The organism is Ruegeria sp. CH2 (genome assembly GCF_056537065.1).
In genome coordinates, this window is sequence record NZ_JBQFQV010000002.1 from 246,876 (window position 1) to 263,805 (window position 16,930).

At 57.8% G+C, this 16,930-nt stretch carries 16 protein-coding genes, 2 tRNA genes and 1 pseudogene; 10 read left to right on the top strand and 9 right to left on the bottom strand.

Features of this window, described 5'->3' with window-relative positions; genetic code table 11:
- Window positions 1–3: 3 nt before the first annotated feature.
- The gene (locus ACR0M9_RS05810) at window positions 4–774 is read right to left on the bottom strand and encodes an HpcH/HpaI aldolase family protein (protein ID WP_480773077.1); all 771 of its coding nucleotides are present in this window, start codon (window positions 772–774) and stop codon (window positions 4–6) included.
- Between the two features lie 188 nt (window positions 775–962).
- On the opposite strand from ACR0M9_RS05810, the gene hpaR reads away from it, so the two are divergent.
- Both hpaR and ACR0M9_RS05820 read left to right on the top strand, forming a co-directional pair.
- Window positions 963–1,397, top strand: coding sequence for a homoprotocatechuate degradation operon regulator HpaR (gene hpaR / locus ACR0M9_RS05815; protein WP_209506956.1), 435 nt, complete (start codon window positions 963–965; stop codon window positions 1,395–1,397).
- 601 nt (window positions 1,398–1,998) lie between these two features.
- Window positions 1,999–2,697 (top strand): fumarylacetoacetate hydrolase family protein, encoded by a 699-nt coding sequence (locus ACR0M9_RS05820; protein ID WP_480773078.1) that lies wholly within the window; start codon window positions 1,999–2,001, stop codon window positions 2,695–2,697.
- Between the two features lie 3 nt (window positions 2,698–2,700).
- Here ACR0M9_RS05820 and ACR0M9_RS05825 read toward each other — a convergent pair whose 3' ends face one another.
- Window positions 2,701–3,912 carry a winged helix-turn-helix domain-containing protein gene (locus tag ACR0M9_RS05825; protein WP_480773079.1) on the bottom strand — a complete coding sequence of 404 codons (1,212 nt, stop codon included), beginning with the start codon at window positions 3,910–3,912 and terminating at the stop codon, window positions 2,701–2,703.
- Window positions 3,909–4,934, bottom strand: coding sequence for a LacI family DNA-binding transcriptional regulator (locus ACR0M9_RS05830; RefSeq protein WP_267366879.1), 1,026 nt, complete (start codon window positions 4,932–4,934; stop codon window positions 3,909–3,911). Before ACR0M9_RS05830 ends, ACR0M9_RS05825 begins: the two co-directional genes overlap by 4 nt.
- Window positions 4,935–5,049: 115 nt before the next feature.
- Here ACR0M9_RS05830 and ACR0M9_RS05835 point away from each other — a divergent pair.
- A tRNA-Arg gene (locus tag ACR0M9_RS05835) sits at window positions 5,050–5,126 on the top strand.
- Between the two features lie 200 nt (window positions 5,127–5,326).
- Here ACR0M9_RS05835 and arsJ read toward each other — a convergent pair.
- Genes arsJ through ACR0M9_RS05850 form a run of 3 tightly spaced genes read right to left on the bottom strand, consistent with a single transcriptional unit; the run spans window position 5,327 to window position 8,417 of the window.
- Window positions 5,327–6,592, bottom strand: a complete 1,266-nt coding sequence (gene arsJ / locus ACR0M9_RS05840) for an organoarsenical effux MFS transporter ArsJ (protein ID WP_480773080.1) — start codon at window positions 6,590–6,592, stop codon at window positions 5,327–5,329.
- Window positions 6,589–7,587, bottom strand: coding sequence for an ArsJ-associated glyceraldehyde-3-phosphate dehydrogenase (locus tag ACR0M9_RS05845; RefSeq protein ID WP_480773081.1), 999 nt, complete (start codon window positions 7,585–7,587; stop codon window positions 6,589–6,591). Before ACR0M9_RS05845 ends, arsJ begins: the two co-directional genes overlap by 4 nt.
- Window positions 7,584–8,417 (bottom strand): arsenate reductase/protein-tyrosine-phosphatase family protein, encoded by an 834-nt coding sequence (locus ACR0M9_RS05850; protein WP_480773082.1) that lies wholly within the window; start codon window positions 8,415–8,417, stop codon window positions 7,584–7,586. Before ACR0M9_RS05850 ends, ACR0M9_RS05845 begins: the two co-directional genes overlap by 4 nt.
- Window positions 8,418–8,655: 238 nt before the next feature.
- Here ACR0M9_RS05850 and ACR0M9_RS05855 point away from each other — a divergent pair.
- Together ACR0M9_RS05855 and tnpA are read left to right on the top strand one after the other, a co-directional pair.
- Window positions 8,656–8,731 (top strand) — tRNA-Thr (locus ACR0M9_RS05855).
- 54 nt (window positions 8,732–8,785) lie between these two features.
- Window positions 8,786–9,216, top strand: a pseudogene (gene tnpA / locus ACR0M9_RS05860) (IS200/IS605 family transposase).
- A gap of 57 nt (window positions 9,217–9,273) precedes the next feature.
- Here tnpA and pncB read toward each other — a convergent pair.
- Window positions 9,274–10,566, bottom strand: a complete 1,293-nt coding sequence (pncB, locus tag ACR0M9_RS05865; protein ID WP_480484546.1) for a nicotinate phosphoribosyltransferase — start codon at window positions 10,564–10,566, stop codon at window positions 9,274–9,276.
- A gap of 164 nt (window positions 10,567–10,730) precedes the next feature.
- On the opposite strand from pncB, the gene ACR0M9_RS05870 reads away from it, so the two are divergent.
- Window positions 10,731–11,264: a hypothetical protein gene (locus tag ACR0M9_RS05870; protein WP_480484547.1), complete on the top strand. Its 534-nt coding sequence runs from the start codon at window positions 10,731–10,733 to the stop codon at window positions 11,262–11,264.
- Here ACR0M9_RS05870 and pncA read toward each other — a convergent pair.
- Window positions 11,261–11,854, bottom strand: a complete 594-nt coding sequence (gene pncA / locus ACR0M9_RS05875; protein WP_480487026.1) for a bifunctional nicotinamidase/pyrazinamidase — start codon at window positions 11,852–11,854, stop codon at window positions 11,261–11,263. The two genes, ACR0M9_RS05870 and pncA, sit on opposite strands and share 4 nt — an antisense overlap.
- Window positions 11,855–11,951: 97 nt before the next feature.
- On the opposite strand from pncA, the gene trhO reads away from it, so the two are divergent.
- Together trhO and ACR0M9_RS05885 are read left to right on the top strand one after the other, a co-directional pair.
- Window positions 11,952–12,857: an oxygen-dependent tRNA uridine(34) hydroxylase TrhO gene (trhO, locus tag ACR0M9_RS05880; protein ID WP_480556390.1), complete on the top strand. Its 906-nt coding sequence runs from the start codon at window positions 11,952–11,954 to the stop codon at window positions 12,855–12,857.
- Between the two features lie 65 nt (window positions 12,858–12,922).
- A complete protein-coding gene (locus ACR0M9_RS05885) occupies window positions 12,923–13,435 on the top strand; it encodes a potassium channel family protein (RefSeq protein ID WP_209505145.1) in 513 nt (170 codons plus the stop codon).
- Between the two features lie 3 nt (window positions 13,436–13,438).
- On the opposite strand, the gene ACR0M9_RS05890 is transcribed toward ACR0M9_RS05885, so the two are convergent.
- On the bottom strand, window positions 13,439–13,768 hold the full coding sequence (locus ACR0M9_RS05890) for a hypothetical protein (RefSeq protein ID WP_480518051.1): 330 nt from the start codon (window positions 13,766–13,768) through the stop codon (window positions 13,439–13,441).
- Window positions 13,769–13,956: 188 nt separating this feature from the next.
- Between ACR0M9_RS05890 and betB the strand changes: the two genes are divergently transcribed.
- The gene (gene betB, locus ACR0M9_RS05895) at window positions 13,957–15,411 is read left to right on the top strand and encodes a betaine-aldehyde dehydrogenase (protein WP_480773083.1); all 1,455 of its coding nucleotides are present in this window, start codon (window positions 13,957–13,959) and stop codon (window positions 15,409–15,411) included.
- Window positions 15,412–15,530: 119 nt separating this feature from the next.
- The gene (locus tag ACR0M9_RS05900) at window positions 15,531–16,898 is read left to right on the top strand and encodes an MmgE/PrpD family protein (RefSeq protein WP_480484553.1); all 1,368 of its coding nucleotides are present in this window, start codon (window positions 15,531–15,533) and stop codon (window positions 16,896–16,898) included.
- Window positions 16,899–16,930: the final 32 nt, after the last annotated feature.

The following is a 16,930-nucleotide window of genomic DNA, read 5'->3' on the forward strand; positions in this document are numbered from 1 at the left end:
TGTCTAAGAAGGTTTCCATTGCGCGGCCAGCGCGCGTGCCGCCTGTGCCAGCAGCATCACATCAATGCCGACCGCCAGAAATTGGGCGCCCATGTCCAGATAGGCCTGACGCGCTTCGTCATTGGTGGCAAGGATGCCCGGCGCTTTGCCTGCGGCCTTGATCCGGGCCAGGGCGTCCGCGATGACCGCACGCACCTCGGGTGCGGCGCTGTTGCCCTTGTACCCCATGTCGGTTGACAGATCAGCGGGACCGATGAAAACGCCATCCACACCTTCGACTTGAAGAATGTCATCCAACGCGGCCACTCCGGCGCGGGTTTCCACCTGCAACAACAGGCAGATTTCCTGATCTGCGGTCTGGATATAGTCACTTGTAGACCCATACATCGTGGCGCGCGATGCCGCTGCACCAACACCCCGCACCCCGTCCGGCGGATAACGGCAGGCACGGACCAGATCCTGCGCCTGCGCGGCGCTTTCAACGACCGGAACCAGTACTGTTTGGGCACCGGAATCCAGAACCATCTTGATCAGCCAGGTCTCTCCAACAGGGACCCGCACAACGGGATGAGATGCGCTGCTGGCCAAAGCTGTCAGTTGATCCCGGATCGAGCGGATATCATTTGGCGCATGTTCACCATCGATCACCAGCCAATCGAAACCCGCGGTTCCCATGATCTCGGCGGTGACGGATTCAGCAAAGCTCATCCAGCAACCAATCTGCTGTTCACCCTTTATTAGAGCCTGTTTGAACATATTCTTTGGGGCTGACATGCTGAAACCTCATATTTGAGCCGGTGCAGGTGAGAAGGACATGAAATGGACCTCGGTCGCATCATCAACGGTCGTTCCTAATTGTCCAGCCTGAAATCGGCTCGCATAACGTGCGAATACGGGTGTGGGCGCTGCTGCCGTGTGTCTGGTTGCTTGCTTATATCCCGGATTTCGGTGATAATTTTTCTATGACCGACGATCTCCCTCTGACGTCGCGATCTTTGCCCATTGCGCTTTTGCGTGCGCGGGAAAAGGTTATGGGACCCATTCGAGCAATGCTGGCTGACGCTGGCGTCACGGAACAGCAGTGGCGCGTGTTGCGGGTGTTGAACGAAGAAGGCCCGCAAGAGCCGACCCATATCGCCGATCGCGCCTGCCTGCTGCTGCCAAGCCTGACACGCATTCTGCAAAAGCTGGAGACCCGTGGACTGATCACGCGGCGCAGCCATCCGGCAGACCGACGACGTCAGGTTGTTGAGATCAGCACAAAAGGGGTTCAGATCATTCGCGCCAATCTGGCTGCAAGCACGGCTCAGGCGGAACGTATTCGATCTCAGCTTGGACCGGACAAGCATGAACTCCTGCTGGATCTGCTGAACGAGTTGAAAGACCTCGAATCCTGATCATTGGCACTGCATCAGATGTCTTCGGCAGTGACCCCGCCGGAAACTGTAGGGGGAGTCTCCGACGGGGCGGCCAGACCCGGACTGGTCGTTGGTGCCTGGCCCAAGACCGGTTACGTCAAACCTGACGGTCCGGCCTGTGCTTCGGAGTATATGAAAAGCCTGTGTTGTGGCTCTGAAAAGGGTCTTTTGACCCTTGGGGGAGGGGCCTTGCACCTATACTCTCCGAAACTGGTTTAGGCAGTTGCCGACCGGTAAATGGGTCAGCGTATGGTTTGCCGACGTCACTTTGGTGAAATGCTTTACCAAAGCTGCTGTTCTGAATTTTGACACCGCACCGAAATCGGCGCGGGCCTGACTACCTGAGGATTTAGCCCGGATTTGGACTGAGCCAAGAGTTGTTTCGACCTGTTTGTGTACTGGTGAGACCATAAAAACTGATGAAACCAATTTTTGACACGGCGTCAGTCATTCCGGTCAGAATTGAGCCGTTTCACGCTGAAACACCTCTTCGAGATTGGCGAAATACAGCGTGTTTTCTGGGCTTGCTGGCGGGTCTGGCAGACGTAATATGGCAGTTGCGCAACCTTCAGGGACTATCATGCCAAACAGCCTGTTTCCGCTTCCGGACCCGATCTCCATCCCCGTTGTCGGCGCGGCGGCCGGATATCCCATTGGACGGATCTTCTGCGTCGGTCGAAATTATGCAGCCCATGCCGCCGAAATGGGGAATGAGGTGGATCGCGAGGCACCTTTTTACTTCACCAAATCCGTCCCGAACGCCGTACTCTCAGGTGTGACGGTTCCTTATCCTGCCGGGACCCAGAATTACCATCATGAGATGGAATTGGCATTGGCCATTGGAAAGCCCGTGTTTCGCGCCACTAGCGCGCAGGCGTGGGATGCCGTTTTTGCCTATGGCTGCGCCCTGGATATGACGCGCCGTGATCTGCAAATCCGCGAGCGCAACAAGCAGCGGCCCTGGGATCTGGGAAAGGACGTCGAATACGGAGCGGTCTTTGCCCCGTTGACACCAGCCACCGACTGGACCCCGGAGGATGACAAACGCATTCAGCTAAGCGTAAACGGAGAGTTGCGCCAGAACGCGACCCTGGAGGAGCTGATCTGGAAGATCGACGAGATTGTCATGCACCTGTCCGGCTTTTACCACCTGCGCCCCGGTGACCTGATCCTGACCGGTACACCGGCTGGTGTTGGTCCGGTCGTTGCGGGGGATGTTCTGACAGGTAAGATTGATAGGCTGGAGCCGGTCAAGTTGACCCTGTCAGACGCAGAATAGACCCTAAACGGGCTCTTTCAGCCAGTCCTTGGCGAAAGTCACATGTTCCACACCGGCCAGTCGCCGCACCCGGTCCAGCTCGGCGTTCAGGCGTCGGGTACGGGCATCTGACCAGCGGACCCGGCGCTCGGGCCAGAGCGCTTTGACGTGAAGCAGGTCACGATCGCGGTGGGCTTTCATATCGATACGGCCAATCATACGGTCGCACTCAAGCAGCGGAAAAACGTAGTACCCATAGGTTCGTTTGGCCTCGGGGACGAAAACCTCGATGCGGTAGTGAAAGCCGAACAGCCGCTCGGCCCGGTTGCGGTCGCGCAGCATGGGATCAAACGGGCTGAGCACGCGAATGCGGCCTGGTGGCTGCGGTACTTCGGTCGTCAGATCTGGTCGGGCGTATGTCTTGCGCAAGCGCCCATCGGCACAGGTAACCTCGATTTCTTCAATATCGCCACTTTCCAGCGCCGCAGCGCACCAGTCTTTTGCCTCAGCCGCGCTGACGGTGTCCCAGAAAGCCGCCAACTCTCCGGATGTTGCAAATCCCAGCCGGTCCAGTGCGGCGTTGCACAGCCAATCCACGGTCCCCTCGGCATCACAGGGCGTGCTGCCGGGGCAGAGATGTGTTTCAATCACGCGCTCTGTCAGATCATAGCGTTTCTGGAAGCCATCCCGACCAACGACGGTCAGGGCACCCGAGCGCCACAGATACTCCAACGCGGTTTTAGATGGGTGCCAGTCCCACCACCCGCCCGAGCCCTTCTTTTCATCCTTGCCAACATCCGATGACGACACCGCCCCATGGTCGCGGATGTGTTGCAGGACAGTGTCAAACTGCTGTTCGAACCCATCCCGCCGCCAGTTCTTCCACCGTGCCTTCAACATATCCGCATCCCGCTGAAAGCGCAGATGCCAATGCTGATAGAACTCCATCGGAATGACCGCTGCATCGTGCGTCCAATGCTCGAAAAGCGCATTGTCCCTTTCATAGAGCCTTTTCAGGTTGGCGCTGCGATAGGCGGGCCTGCGCGAGAACAGGATCATGTCATGTGCTCGGGCAACGGTGTTGATGCTGTCAAGCTGAACAAACCCAAGCCGTTGGATCAGATCCAGAAGCGCGACACCTTTGGCCGAACCCGAGGGTTGTTCGCCCAAAGCGTGGCGGTCCATGAAGATCGCCCGTGCCGCCCGATTGTCGAGCCTTTTCAGGGGTGTGTTCATCGCCGTTTCAGCGTGTCACCATAACTGATCGTGGGGGTCAGAGTAACGCGTGTCTCGATCTCGGTATCAGGATTTTCCAGACGTTCGGCGATGATCTGAGCAGCTTGACGGCCGATTTCCAGACGACAGGCATCCATCGTCGCGAGTTTTCGGGGCAGGCCCTGCAAAAGCTCGACATTGTTAAAGCCTGCCAGGCCAATCTGTCCCGGAATATCGATACCCTGTTCCAACAGGTACAGCAGACCACCGGCCCCGATCATATCGTTCGAGTAATACAGAAAATCCAGCTCGGGCGAGCGTTCCAGCATGGCCTGGGTCATCTCGCGCCCTTTGGCCAGGGCTGATCCACCGGAATAGAACTCGCGATCCTCTATCTCGATCCCGTGCTTGCCAAGAACTTCGGTAAAGCCTTCGAACCGCTTCCGTGCGCGGTGATCCAGTGGCATCTTGGTGCCCATGAAACCGATATGCTGATATCCGGCCTTCAGGATTGCCTGCGCCATTTCGCGCCCCGCGCGGCGGTGTGAGATCCCCACCATCGCATCCACCGGCTTGCCATCCGTGTCCATGATCTCGACCACTGGAATACCCGCCGAATCCAGCATGGCGCGCGCAGCTTCGGTATGTTCAAGCCCCGCAATGATCACGCCAGAGGGCCGCCACGAGAGCATCTCGTACAGCACTTTTTCCTCTTTCTCGGGCAGATAATCGGTTACACCCACCACGGGTTGCAGTTCGGTGTCTTCCAACACCTGGTTGATGCCTGTCATCACCTCGGGGAAGACCATGTTTGAAAGCGAAGGGATGATCACCGCGATCAGATTAACCCGGCTGGACGCCAATGCGCCCGCGATCTTGTTGGGAACATAGCCAAGCTCCTTGGCGGCGGCCAGAACGCGGGTGCGGGTGGCGTCGGACACATCCCCCCGGTTACGCAGAACCCGGCTTACCGTCATCTCGGATACTCCGGAAGCTTCGGACACATCACGAAGGGTAAGCGGGCGTTTGGTTTCACTGTTCACGGGAGGCACCTGCGTTGTTGTTTTGTCCGATGGTAGCGTGAACAGGTCGGTGTGTACAACAATTGTGCAAAGGCGATGACAACCCGGAAAATCCCGGTTACAGAGAGCCTGGCACGGCCCCGTGGCTCAACTGGATAGAGCAGCCCCCTCCTAAGGGGCAGGTTGCAGGTTCGAATCCTGCCGGGGTCACCAAAAAATCGGATAATTTAGCAGATACCGGGTTTCTGCGGCCAGCGTTGTCGTCTTGGTTTGCTGAACTTTGCGGGGGCAAATGCCGAAACATGTAAAACTCTCACCGTTCGTTCTTCAATAACATTACGCAGCCTACCCGATAAGAACGCCACCAATCATGGCGAGGGCGATTCAGACTGAGAGGTATCGTTCAAAAACGGTCACGTCAGTGCTTCGGAGGTTTGGTCCGTCAGTTTGCCTGAAGTCAGCGCAGCAAGGGCAACCATCACGGTCGCGGTCCCGAGAACCAGGGACAATCCTCCGATCTGATAGGTCAGGCCGGACAGAACCGTGCCGATCAGCCGGCCTGTTGCATTTGCCATGTAATAAAATCCGACATCCATTGTCACACGTTCGGACCGGGTGAAGGCCAAAATCAGATAGGAATGCAGCGATGAATTCACCGCAAATATTGCTCCGAAGATCAGCAGCCCAGCCACAAGCGTTATGGTCAGCCAGGTTTCAGGCCCATGTGACAGCGATACGGCCAATGTTAGAGCCGCAGGAACGCAGAAAAGGGCACTCGCCCAACTGCGCGCCGCGCGGATCAAATCGCCTTCGGTTCGATCCGCCGCACGAAGGATCTTTGGCGCGTAGGCCTGCACTGCGCCATAGAGGATGACCCACAGCGCCATGAATGTTCCGATCATGAAGAACGCGGCACGGTTGCCGTCGTCGGTGCCATCCGACAGGACGGTGTAGAAATAGACCGGAATGCCGACCACGAACCAGACATCGCGCGCGCCGAACAGAAAGACACGCGCTGCGGATAGCCAGTTCACATTGGCGGATTTTGACAATACTTCCGAGAATTTTGCCCCTTTTCGCCCCTTCGGCAGGCCCGCTGGCATGAACAGGATAACTGCAAACAGGATCAGTGCCAAAACCGCCGCCATGACCAGGATTGCCGCCATGAATCCCAACGTGGCCAGCATGGCCGCGCCCAACAGGAAACCCAGCCCTTTGACGGCATTTTTTGATCCGGTCAGCACAGCGACCCACCGAAACAACCCGCCGCCCTCGGCCGGGGCCAGCAGCTTGACAGATGATTTCGACGACATCTTGGCCAGATCCTTGGCCACTCCGCTTGCCCCCTGCACCATCATCACAAAGCTGACCGAGGCGGTAACGGTCCAGTGCGGATCAAGCTGCGTCATGGCAAGCAACGCCACCACCTGCAGCCCCAATCCTGCATAAAGGGTGGACGTCAACCCGAACCGGGCGGCAATCCAGCCTGCGGCCAGGTTGGTGACGATCCCAGCAATCTCATAAAGCACAAACAGATAGGCCAGCTGAACCGGTGAGAATCCCATGGTGTGAAAGTGCAGCAGCACCAACATCCTGAGCGCCCCGTCAGTCAGCATGAAGGCCCAATAAGCCGCCGTGACCGCGACATAAGCCGACAGTCCTTCGGGCCGCTGGGTCACAGCGAGGACCCGACCATCAGCGCCACATCCACCAAGCGGTGCGCATAGCCCATCTCATTGTCGTACCACGCATAGACTTTCACCTGTGTCCCGTTTGTCACCATGGTCGAGGGCGCATCGACAATCGAGGAGCGTTTGTCATTGGTGTAATCGGTAGATACCAGAGGGCGGGTTTCATAACCCAGAATATCCTTCAGGTCACCCTCAGCCGCCGCTTTTAAGAGGGCGTTGACCTCGTCAACCGTGGTGGCCCGCTCAACTTCGAATACGCAATCGGTCAGCGAGGCGTTCAAAAGCGGCACCCTGACGGCGTGACCGTTCAGACGCCCTTTGAGTTCCGGATAGATCAGTGTGATGGCGGTGGCCGAACCGGTGGTCGTCGGGATCAGTGAGTTGAGGGCCGACCGTGCGCGCCGCAAGTCTTTTGCGGGCCGATCAACAATCGTTTGCGTGTTGGTCACGTCATGGATCGTGGTCATCGACCCGTGGCGGATTCCCAGATTCTCGTGGATCACCTTGACCACCGGCGCCAGGCAATTCGTTGTGCAAGAGGCCGCTGTCACAATTTTATGGGTCGCGGGGTCATATGTGCTTTCATTCACTCCAACAACGATATTTGCCGTCGGGCCGTCTTTGACCGGGGCAGAGACGACGACTTTCTTTACCCCGGCATCAAAATATGGGGCCAGCTTAGCCTCGGTCTTGAACACGCCCGTACAGTCGATCACGACATCAACGCCATCCAGCGGCAGGGTGTTCAGGTCTTTCGTGCCGATGAACGGCAGGTGGGCTCCATTCACAGTGATGCTGTCGGCATCAAAGCTGAATTCTGCATCCCAACGCCCGTGTACCGTGTCGAACTCCAACAGATGCGCGTGCATCTGGGGGTCGCCGACGGCATCGTTGATCCAGGCAATCTTTGCGCCCCGTTCCAATAAGGGCTTCAGGGCCAGTTTCCCCATTCGGCCAAGGCCGTTCACAGCGTAAGTCGTCATGGCGCATCCTCAAGTGGCGACCGCGCGATTTCATCAACGGCGGATTGCAGTGCGATCCGGTCCAGGCTTTCAACCGGCAGCGATGTAAAGGCTTGAACCCGACGCTTCAGCGCGCCGTACGCGTTTTGAAAGGCCAGGCTTTTCTCGGCATCGGTGCCTTCTGCCTTGACCGGATCCGCCATGCCCCAGTGACCGCTGATCGGCTGGCCTTCCCAGGCGGGGCATTCTTCGTTCGCGGCCTGATTGCAGACCGTAAAGACGAAATCCATTTCAGGTGCGCCCGGCCCCGAGAACTCGGATACATTCTTTGAGCGGAGCGCCGACGTATCGTGCCCCTTGTCTTGAAGGACCCGAATTGCAAACGGGTTGAGTTCGGAAAACGGTCGTATGCCGGCCGAATACACATTGAACCGATCCCCGCCGATATCTCGCAAAAGGGATTCGGCAAAGATCGACCGGGCAGAATTACCCACGCAAATGAACAACACATTGAACTTTCGGTCAGCCATGGTTTCGCGCCCTTTGGCCAAGGGCATGCAAAGATCGGGTCGGCCACGGCAGCAATCCACGAGCAGGAAATCGAACATGTGCTGCACGTTCTTCATCTCAATCGAATAGAGCAGTGACGTCCCGGATCGTTCCTGCTTGACCAGCCCGGATCGCTGCAACGCGTTGAGATAGTTCGACAAGGTGCTGGACTTGATCCCCAGTTCCGACGCCAGTTCCCCCGCTGGAACAGTGTCAGGATACCGTCGCATCAACATGCGAAATACGGTGATACGTTGCGGGTGGCCAAGGATGGCCAGCTGGTCGGTTATCTCTTCCATCATATTTCATGAAATATAGAATAATAAACTTAGAGTCAAAACTACTCATGCGTCGTTACAAAAATTTCACAAACTGGAAGCTCGCCCCATTGGATTGATCATTGGCCCAATACGTCGACGACAACCTCTGGTGAAAAGGGGGGAAAGGCCCGAACGGACATAACTGGTCTTGCAGGCTTTAGGCTGACAGTTTAAATGGGCTATCTCATCCGGTAGAGGCCAGTTTCGGATGACTCAAGGCGCCGCTGTAGCTCAGCTGGTAGAGCACGTCATTCGTAATGATGGGGTCGGGGGTTCGAGTCCCTTCAGCGGCACCACAAGTTTCAGTATCCACGCTTTGACGCAAACCCTTCGACTTCCGGTCGGGCCCGATTCAGTGCGGAGAATCGTGTTATGATATTGGCAAGCACTGCGTTTTCTATCACCGTACCATATCGTCTGGTCGACCAAGTATCGCTATAAGGTGCTGACCGGTGCGGTGCGCCTGCGGGTGCGCGCCATCGTCCGTCAGGTCTGCCACGAGAACGAGGTCGACATCTTGCGCGGGGTGTTGTTGAGCGATCCCGTGCATTTGTTCGTGTCGGTGCCGCCGAAGATTGCCATCTCGGGTCTGGTGCGCAAGATGAAGGGCCGTTCGTCTCACAAGGTGCAACGGGAAATTCCCGCGCTGCGCAGCCGCTACTGTGGACGCCGGTTCTGGGGCTGGGGGTATTTCTCAACCACCGACGGCGCCATCACCGAGAACATCGTGCTGCAATACCTCGAAAACCATATCGCCGATCCTGCCGACGCCAATCTGTAGTCGTTTAGTCCCGGCATCATATGAATTGAGGATAAGTGTTTGATATTGTGCCTTGGCTTAGACAATCACCTCGATCGCCTCCTGAGCGCCAACGCCAAACACCCGCTTATAGCGTTCGATCTGGTCCTTCGGGCCCATCGCCTTTTCCGGGTTGTCCGACAGCTTTACCGTCGGGCGTCCATTGGCGGATACGGCTTTGCAGACCAATGAGAACGGTGCCAGCGAGTCATTTGGAACCAGACCGCGGAAATCGTTGGTCAGCAAGGTACCCCAGCCAAAGGATACTTTGGTGCGGTCAGCAAACTGCGCATGCAATTCCTGGATTTTGTCCACATCCAACCCGTCCGAGAAAATGATCCGTTTCTGGGTCGGGTCTTCACCGCGCGCTTTCCACCAGTCGATGGCCACCTCGGCGGCGGTGGCCGGATCACCGCTGTCGATGCGAATACCGGTCCAGCCCGCCAGCCAGTCGGGTGCGTTGTCCAGAAAGCCCTTGGTGCCGTAGGTATCGGGCAGAATGATGCGCAGATTGCCGTCATGTTCGTCATGCCAATCGCTGAGAACGTCATAAGGGGCCTGTGCCAGTTCGGCATCGGTGTCGGCCAGCGCGGAATAGACCATCGGCAGCTCATGCGCGTTGGTGCCGATGGCCTCAACCTCACGCCGCATCGCGATCAGGCAGTTTGAGGTTCCGGTAAACGCGGGGCCAAGCCCTTCGATCATCGCCTGCACGCACCAATCCTGCCACAGGAAGGAATGCCGTCGCCGCGTGCCGAAATCGGCAATCCCCAGACCGTTGATCGTGCTCAGCTTTTCGATCTTTTCCCATACGCGGGTCATCGCGCGGGCATATAGCACCTGTAGCGCAAACCGGCGCATGTCGTTCAACACCGCGCGCGAGCGCAGTTCCATCAGCACCGCCAGCGCCGGAATTTCCCACAACATGACCTCGTGCCATTTGCCTTCGAAGGTCAGTTCATACTGATCGCCTTTGCGTTCAAGGTGGTAGGGCGGCAGGCGCATATTCTCGAACCATTCCATGAAATCGGAACGGAACATCTGGCGTTTTCCATAGAACATGTTGCCCCGCAGCCAGGTGCTTTCCCCCCGGCTGAGACTAAGCGAGCGGATATGATCCAGCTGTTCCCGCAGCTCACCTTCGTCGATCAAACGGGCCAAAGGCACGTGATTCGACCGGTTGATCAGGGAAAACACCACATTTGTTTGGGGCTTGTTTCGAAACACTGACTGGCACATCAGCAGTTTGTAGAAGTCTGTGTCGATTAAAGACCGGACAATCGGGTCAATCTTCCATTTATGATTGTAGACGCGGGTCGCGATGTCGACCATGGGGAACTCCTGCGATTTCCGTAGTTAGATCAATCGACAACGGGAATGGCAAGAGTCGCTGATTTGGTGACAATGCCAGCATGACGTCACAATACGGGCATATTGTGCATTGTTTTCGCCGGTTAGTGAGAGAAGGGGATGGAAAGACGAAACTGAGTTTGTGAATGGGTCTCGAGTACGATTTTGATATTGTTAATGTAGCACTGAACGAAATTGACCCGGAGAAGCTGGGGTCAGACTCTGACGTGGAACGCCAGGTGTGTGCGGTGTTTCGCGACATCAGAACAGCAGATGCGCTACGGGGAACATCGCCGAAAATCCGCAAGATTTTCCTGGATGCCGGGTTCAGCCTCGAGTCGCGGAACAGCGGCATCGTGCCCGGTGTGTTTCCGGCCGAAGATCAGGTGGACCGGGTCAGGATTCTGCGTTCTCTGTTTGAGAACATAAAATCGCGCGGCGTTCAGGGGGAATATTGCGGCGAGTTCAACCTGTGGGATTTTCTGAATTACATTCGGATGGCGCAGCCCATGGCCGGGATCGTGCGCACGCGTCAGGTGCGCAAACCACCGCCACAGCCACAGCAGCCTGTTTCGGACCGTCGGCGTTCTATTTCGGGGCGTATCGGGCTGGCGTTTGGGCTGGCCGTTGTTTTGTTTGTGACGATCAAACTGCTGGCGGCTGCCGGGGCGACCCCTTAGGTCAGCGTAACACCGGCGTCGCGCATGGCCTGCTCGGCGGCAGCCAGTGATCCGTCCATGTCAATCGCGCGGCAGGCATCCATCCGGACTGTGACATCGAATCCCAACCGGGCAGCGTCTACAGCCGAATAGTGAACGCAGAAATCGGTCGCCAATCCAACCAGTGTCAAACGGGTGATGCCTCGGGTCTCAAGATAGCCTTTCAGGCCTGTTGGCGTCTGATGGTCATTTTCGAAGAACGCGGAGTAGCTGTCGATGCCACTGCGGAACCCCTTGCGCAGGATCAAATCACCATCAGTGCGCAACTCGGGGTGAAACGCAGCACCGTTTGAGCCCTGAACGCAATGGTCCGGCCACAGCACCTGCGGGCCATAAGGCATGTCGATCAGCTCGAACGGGTTTTTGCCTTTGTGCGAGCTGGCAAAGGAAGAATGCCCCGCCGGATGCCAGTCCTGCGTCAGGATCACGGCGTCGAACTCCTCCATCATGGTATTGATAGACGCGACGATTTCGTCTCCTCCGGCCACTGCCAAGGCACCGCCCGGGCAGAAATCGTTCTGGACATCGATGACAAGCAGGGCATGGGTCATGGCGGCCTCCGTATAACTGCCTTATCGGTAGGGGGCAGGGGCCGGGGCGTCAATGCAATCCCTTGCGACTCCGGGTTTGCGGGGGTAGATCGCGCATATGTACACGATCGCTGCCCTCTATCACTTTACCCGATTCCCAGACCCCGTCACACTGCGCGAACCGTTGCTTGATCTGTGCCGCGCGCAGTCCGTCACGGGAACGCTGTTGCTGGCGCAGGAAGGTATCAACGGCACCATCGCAGGTCCACGCGCCGGGATCGATGCGGTATTGGCACATATCCGGGCCTTGCCCGGTTGCTCGGATCTGGAGTGGAAAGAGGCGACCTCGGACCATCCGCCTTTCGGCAAGATGAAGGTGCGCCTGAAGAAAGAGATCGTGACCATGGGTCAGCCGGATGTCGATCCGCGCGCCCGTGTCGGCAACTATGTCGATCCGCAGGACTGGAATGATCTGATCCGTTCGGACGATGTCGTGGTGATCGACACCCGCAATGACTACGAAGTGGCGATCGGCACGTTTGAAGGCGCAATCGACCCTGAAACAGCCAGTTTCCGCGAATTTCCGGCCTGGTGGGAGGCGAACAAAGATCGCTTTCACAACAAGCGCGTTGCCATGTTCTGCACCGGCGGCATCCGGTGCGAGAAATCCACCAATTACCTGTTGGGGCAGGGGGTCGAGGATGTCTATCACCTCAAAGGTGGCATCCTGCGTTATCTTGAAGAGATGCCATCCGAAGACAGCTCGTGGCAGGGTGACTGCTTTGTGTTCGACAACCGCGTCTCAGTTGGCCACGGCCTTGTTGAAGGGCCGCACAAGCTGTGCCATGGCTGCCGTCGCCCGATCCTGCCCGAGGATATGAAACGCCCCGAATATGAACATGGCGTGTCCTGTCACCAATGCATCGACGAGACCTCCGAGGCTGACAAGATGCGCTTTCGTGAACGGCAAAAGCAGATAGTGCTTGCGCGCAAGCGGGGCGAGCCGCATTTGCGGCAGGACTGAAAGCGGGTTGCAGGCCCTTGCTTTAGGTCGGATGATCACCGTCAGACTAGGCTGAGAGGGCGTTCATGCACCGCAAACCCACAACTCTGGAAGAATGGAAATCGACCCTGATTGCTGCATTGGGGCTGGTTCTGACAAGTTTTCTTGCCTGGTTCGGGCTATCGCGTCTTAACGAAACCGCTGCGGGTGACATGATCGGAACAATCGCGTCGGTTGGCCTGCTGATCTGGCTGGTGTCGCAATCCTGGTATTACATGACCCAGGTTACATCGCCGCGACGGCTTTTGTTCCTGATGGGTGTGTCATTCATCCAGGTCGTCCCGTTCCTGTTCGCCGCCGTCTACGGAGCTTTTGGGTACAACGATAATTGTGTGGTCGGGGCGCAGGGTCCGGGGGATGTCCTGTATTTCTCATATGTCACCTTCACCACGGTCGGGTATGGCGACATGTCCCCGACCGGCCTGTGCCGCGGGCTTGCCGTGTCCGAGGCTGTGACCGGTTACATTCTGCTGGGAATGTTTGTTGCGGCTGCGGTTGCGCTATATACCCGCAATCATGCGCCAGAAGACCCTAAATAAGGGTTATCTGTTGTGGTCAATCCAGCGGGACATCATTTTCTTGTCTCGAAAACACTCGGACGGGATCGGGCGACGCTTGCTGCGTGAAATCCGTTCAGCGAACGCCACCTGCTTGCCCGTCGGGTAATTGTCGAATTGCGAGGTGCCACATGATTTGTGGGCCGAAATCCAGTCGGACAACAATCGCCTGTCACGTTGAACTTCGACCGGGATCTCAAGCGCTGATTTCTCGGCAATGGCGCGCGCATATCGCATCTGCCGGTCTGTTACCGGAAGCAGGTGGTAGTCATTGTTTGGCCCGTTCAGGGCCGCGTGGCGCATGTGCTGGGTCATCGGTTTGTCCTCTGACTATGTGGAACATATATAGAACATTAACCAAAGAATTGCAAGATTTGTGCGCGGTGGCAGGCGTGACCTTGCCGCTTGGATGATTTTATTGACTGGCCAGTCAATAACCATTAGGGCCGATTCAAAATGACCAAATGCCCCGCCCGGACGGGGTCGAGCGAAAAGGACACGGTATGAAGTTTCAGCCCAAGGCCAGCCATTTCATCGACGGCACCTATGTCGAGGATACCGATGGCGCGGCCATTGACGTGATCTACCCCGCTACCGGCGAGGTGATTGCCCGTCTGCATTCGGCGACACCGGCGATTGTAGAAAAGGCTCTGAACAGCGCGAAAACCGCTCAGGCAGCTTGGGCCGCACTGACCGGAACAGAACGCGGCCGCATTCTGCGCCGCGCGGCCGACATTATGCGCGACCGCAACTACGACCTGTCGGTTCTGGAAACCCATGACACCGGCAAACCGATTCAGGAAACTACGGTGGCAGACGCCACATCGGGTGCGGACGCGCTGGAGTATTTCGGCGGGTTGGCCGCCTCTCTGACCGGCGAGCATATTCCGCTGGGCGGTGGCGATTTCGTCTACACCATCCGTCAGGCGCTGGGCGTTTGCGTCGGCATCGGGGCGTGGAACTATCCCACGCAGATTGCCTGCTGGAAAGGTGCCCCGGCGCTGGCCTGCGGCAACGCTATGGTTTTCAAGCCCTCGGAAACGACGCCCCTTTCGGCTTTGAAAGTGGCCGAGATTCTGGTTGAGGCCGGTGCGCCCAAGGGTGTCTACAACGTGATTCAGGGCTATGGCGAGGTAGGCGCCGCGCTGGTCACCGATCCGCGTGTGGCCAAGGTCTCGCTGACCGGATCGGTGCCGACAGGCCGCAAGGTTTATGCCGCGGCGGCTGACGGTATGAAGCACGTGACCATGGAACTGGGCGGCAAATCTCCGATGATCGTCTTTGACGATGCCGACATCGAAAACGCGGTGTCCGGCGCGATCCTTGGCAACTTCTATTCATCGGGCCAGGTCTGTTCCAACGGTACCCGCGTCTTTGTGCAAAAAGGGATCAAGGATGCCTTCCTGAAACGCCTGTCCGAACGTCTGGCCAACGCCAAAATCGGTGATCCGATGGACGAGGACGTCAGCTTTGGCCCGATGGTCAGCGAAAACCAGTTGAACATCGCGCTGAGCTACGTCGACAAAGCCAGGGCCGAGGGCGCAAGGCTGGTCTTCGGCGGCAACCGGATCGAAGGCGACGGTTTCTACATGCAGCCGACCGTTTTTGCGGATGTGACCGATGACATGACCATCGCGCGCGAGGAAATTTTTGGCCCCGTCATGTCGGTGCTGGATTTCGACACGGAATCCGAGGTCATGGCCCGTGCCAATAACACTGAATTTGGTCTGGCCGCAGGCGTGTTCACCAATGACCTGACCCGCGCGCACCGTGTTGTTGCCGGGTTCGAGGCGGGAACCTGTTATATCAACACCTATAACCTTGCCCCGGTCGAAGCCCCGTTCGGCGGATCGAAAATGTCGGGTGTCGGGCGCGAGAATTCGAAGCTGGCGATCAACCATTTTTCGGAAATGAAAACAGTCTACGTTTCCATGAATGACGTCGAAGCCCCTTACTAGGGTCTCTTCTTCGTTCGTTTTCCTCTGTTCCCGACATCTGGCGTCGGGAACAGAGTACAAGCCCGCCCTTACCTGTGGCTGACTTTCCTGTACCGGCCCCGCCCGACAGGAGAGCTCTCATGACGCATAACCCGCAGACAAATACATTTTCCAGGGTTGCCGATTTCACGCTGACCCGTGCGGCCTCGGACATGCCTGAAAGCGCACTAGAGGCTGCGGCGCTGATGATGCTCGACACGATGGGGATCCTGATCGCATCCGGCCCGATGCAGGCAGGCGTGATCGCGCGGGACACGGCGGCATTGCTTTATGCCAGTACCGATCCTGCATATGGCGCACGGATGTTGTTCGATGGCCGCACCGTCAGCATGGCGGGTGCTGCCTATGCTGCCGCCACGCAAACCGACAATCTGGACGGTCACGACGGATATAACCCCACCAAGGGCCATATCGGGGTGGTCGTGTTGCCAGCGCTGGCCGCACTGGCCGAACATTGCCCGAATCTGACCGGACCCGAGGCTTTGGCGGCGGTCGTTGCCGGGTACGAGGTGGCCGGGCGCGCGGGCCTGTCGCTGCACGCAAGTGTCAGCGATTACCACACATCCGGTGCCTGGAACGCGCTTGGCGTGGTTGCGATGGCGGCGCGCCTGCGCGGATTTTCTGTCGACCAGATGCGGCAGGCGATGGGAATTGCCGAATATCACGGTCCACGCAGCCAGATGATGCGCGAGATTGCCAACCCCACAATGCTGCATGACGGGTCGGGTTGGGGCGCGATGGTGGGGCTGTCCGCCGCTGTTCTGGCCGAACGCGGCTTTACCGGCGCGCCCGCCATCACAATCGAGGCGGAAGAGGTCACACCCTACTGGGAGGATCTGGGAACCTTTTGGCAGGTCGAACATCAATACGTGAAACCCTATCCGATCTGTCGCTGGGCCCATGCCGCGATTGATGGCGTGCGCGCTGTCATGATCGCGCATGACCTGACCAGCACGCAGATCGAAACTTTGCATATCAGCAGCTTTCATCAGGCGGCCTGCCTTTTTGCGGGACTGCCCGAAACAACTTCGCAAGCGCAGTATTCCCTGCCATTTGCCGTGGCAGTTCAGGCCGTTTACGGGCGCATCGGCGTTGAACAAATCTCAGGGTCTGGCCTGTCTGATCCTGCGGTCGCCAATCTGATGTCCCGCATCACGGTCGCGGAAAGCGAACACCACAGCGTCCGGTTTCCCGAAGGGCGCTGGGCAGACGTCACGATCACGGCAACGGATGGCCGTGTTCTGAAATCCGGGGATATTCATGCCCGCGGCGGCCCCGAGGCCCCCATGTCACGGGACGATGTCATCGCCAAGTATACGCAGTTTGCGGCCCCCGTGCTTGGACAAGATCGTGCCGACCGCATCCGTCAAGTGATACTTAGTTGGCCGGACAAAAGCGCGCGGTATGCAGACCTGACACCGCTGATTTTTGATCCACCAGAACCGTGAACCGCGCCCCGTCCCGCCTGCAACGATCCGGG

Coding starts and splice junctions, on each gene's coding strand:
- trhO (WP_480556390.1), top strand. CDS start 11,952: ATGTACACGATCGCTGCCCTCTATCACTTTACCCGATTCCCAGACCCC.
- ACR0M9_RS05845 (WP_480773081.1), bottom strand. CDS start 7,587: ATGACGACTTACGCTGTGAACGGCCTTGGCCGAATGGGGAAACTGGCC.
- betB (WP_480773083.1), top strand. CDS start 13,957: ATGAAGTTTCAGCCCAAGGCCAGCCATTTCATCGACGGCACCTATGTC.
- ACR0M9_RS05885 (WP_209505145.1), top strand. CDS start 12,923: ATGCACCGCAAACCCACAACTCTGGAAGAATGGAAATCGACCCTGATT.
- pncB (WP_480484546.1), bottom strand. CDS start 10,566: ATGGTCGACATCGCGACCCGCGTCTACAATCATAAATGGAAGATTGAC.
- ACR0M9_RS05850 (WP_480773082.1), bottom strand. CDS start 8,417: ATGATGGAAGAGATAACCGACCAGCTGGCCATCCTTGGCCACCCGCAA.
- pncA (WP_480487026.1), bottom strand. CDS start 11,854: ATGACCCATGCCCTGCTTGTCATCGATGTCCAGAACGATTTCTGCCCG.
- ACR0M9_RS05870 (WP_480484547.1), top strand. CDS start 10,731: ATGGGTCTCGAGTACGATTTTGATATTGTTAATGTAGCACTGAACGAA.
- ACR0M9_RS05825 (WP_480773079.1), bottom strand. CDS start 3,912: ATGAACACACCCCTGAAAAGGCTCGACAATCGGGCGGCACGGGCGATC.
- ACR0M9_RS05900 (WP_480484553.1), top strand. CDS start 15,531: ATGACGCATAACCCGCAGACAAATACATTTTCCAGGGTTGCCGATTTC.
- hpaR (WP_209506956.1), top strand. CDS start 963: ATGACCGACGATCTCCCTCTGACGTCGCGATCTTTGCCCATTGCGCTT.
- ACR0M9_RS05810 (WP_480773077.1), bottom strand. CDS start 774: ATGTCAGCCCCAAAGAATATGTTCAAACAGGCTCTAATAAAGGGTGAA.
- ACR0M9_RS05820 (WP_480773078.1), top strand. CDS start 1,999: ATGCCAAACAGCCTGTTTCCGCTTCCGGACCCGATCTCCATCCCCGTT.
- ACR0M9_RS05890 (WP_480518051.1), bottom strand. CDS start 13,768: ATGACCCAGCACATGCGCCACGCGGCCCTGAACGGGCCAAACAATGAC.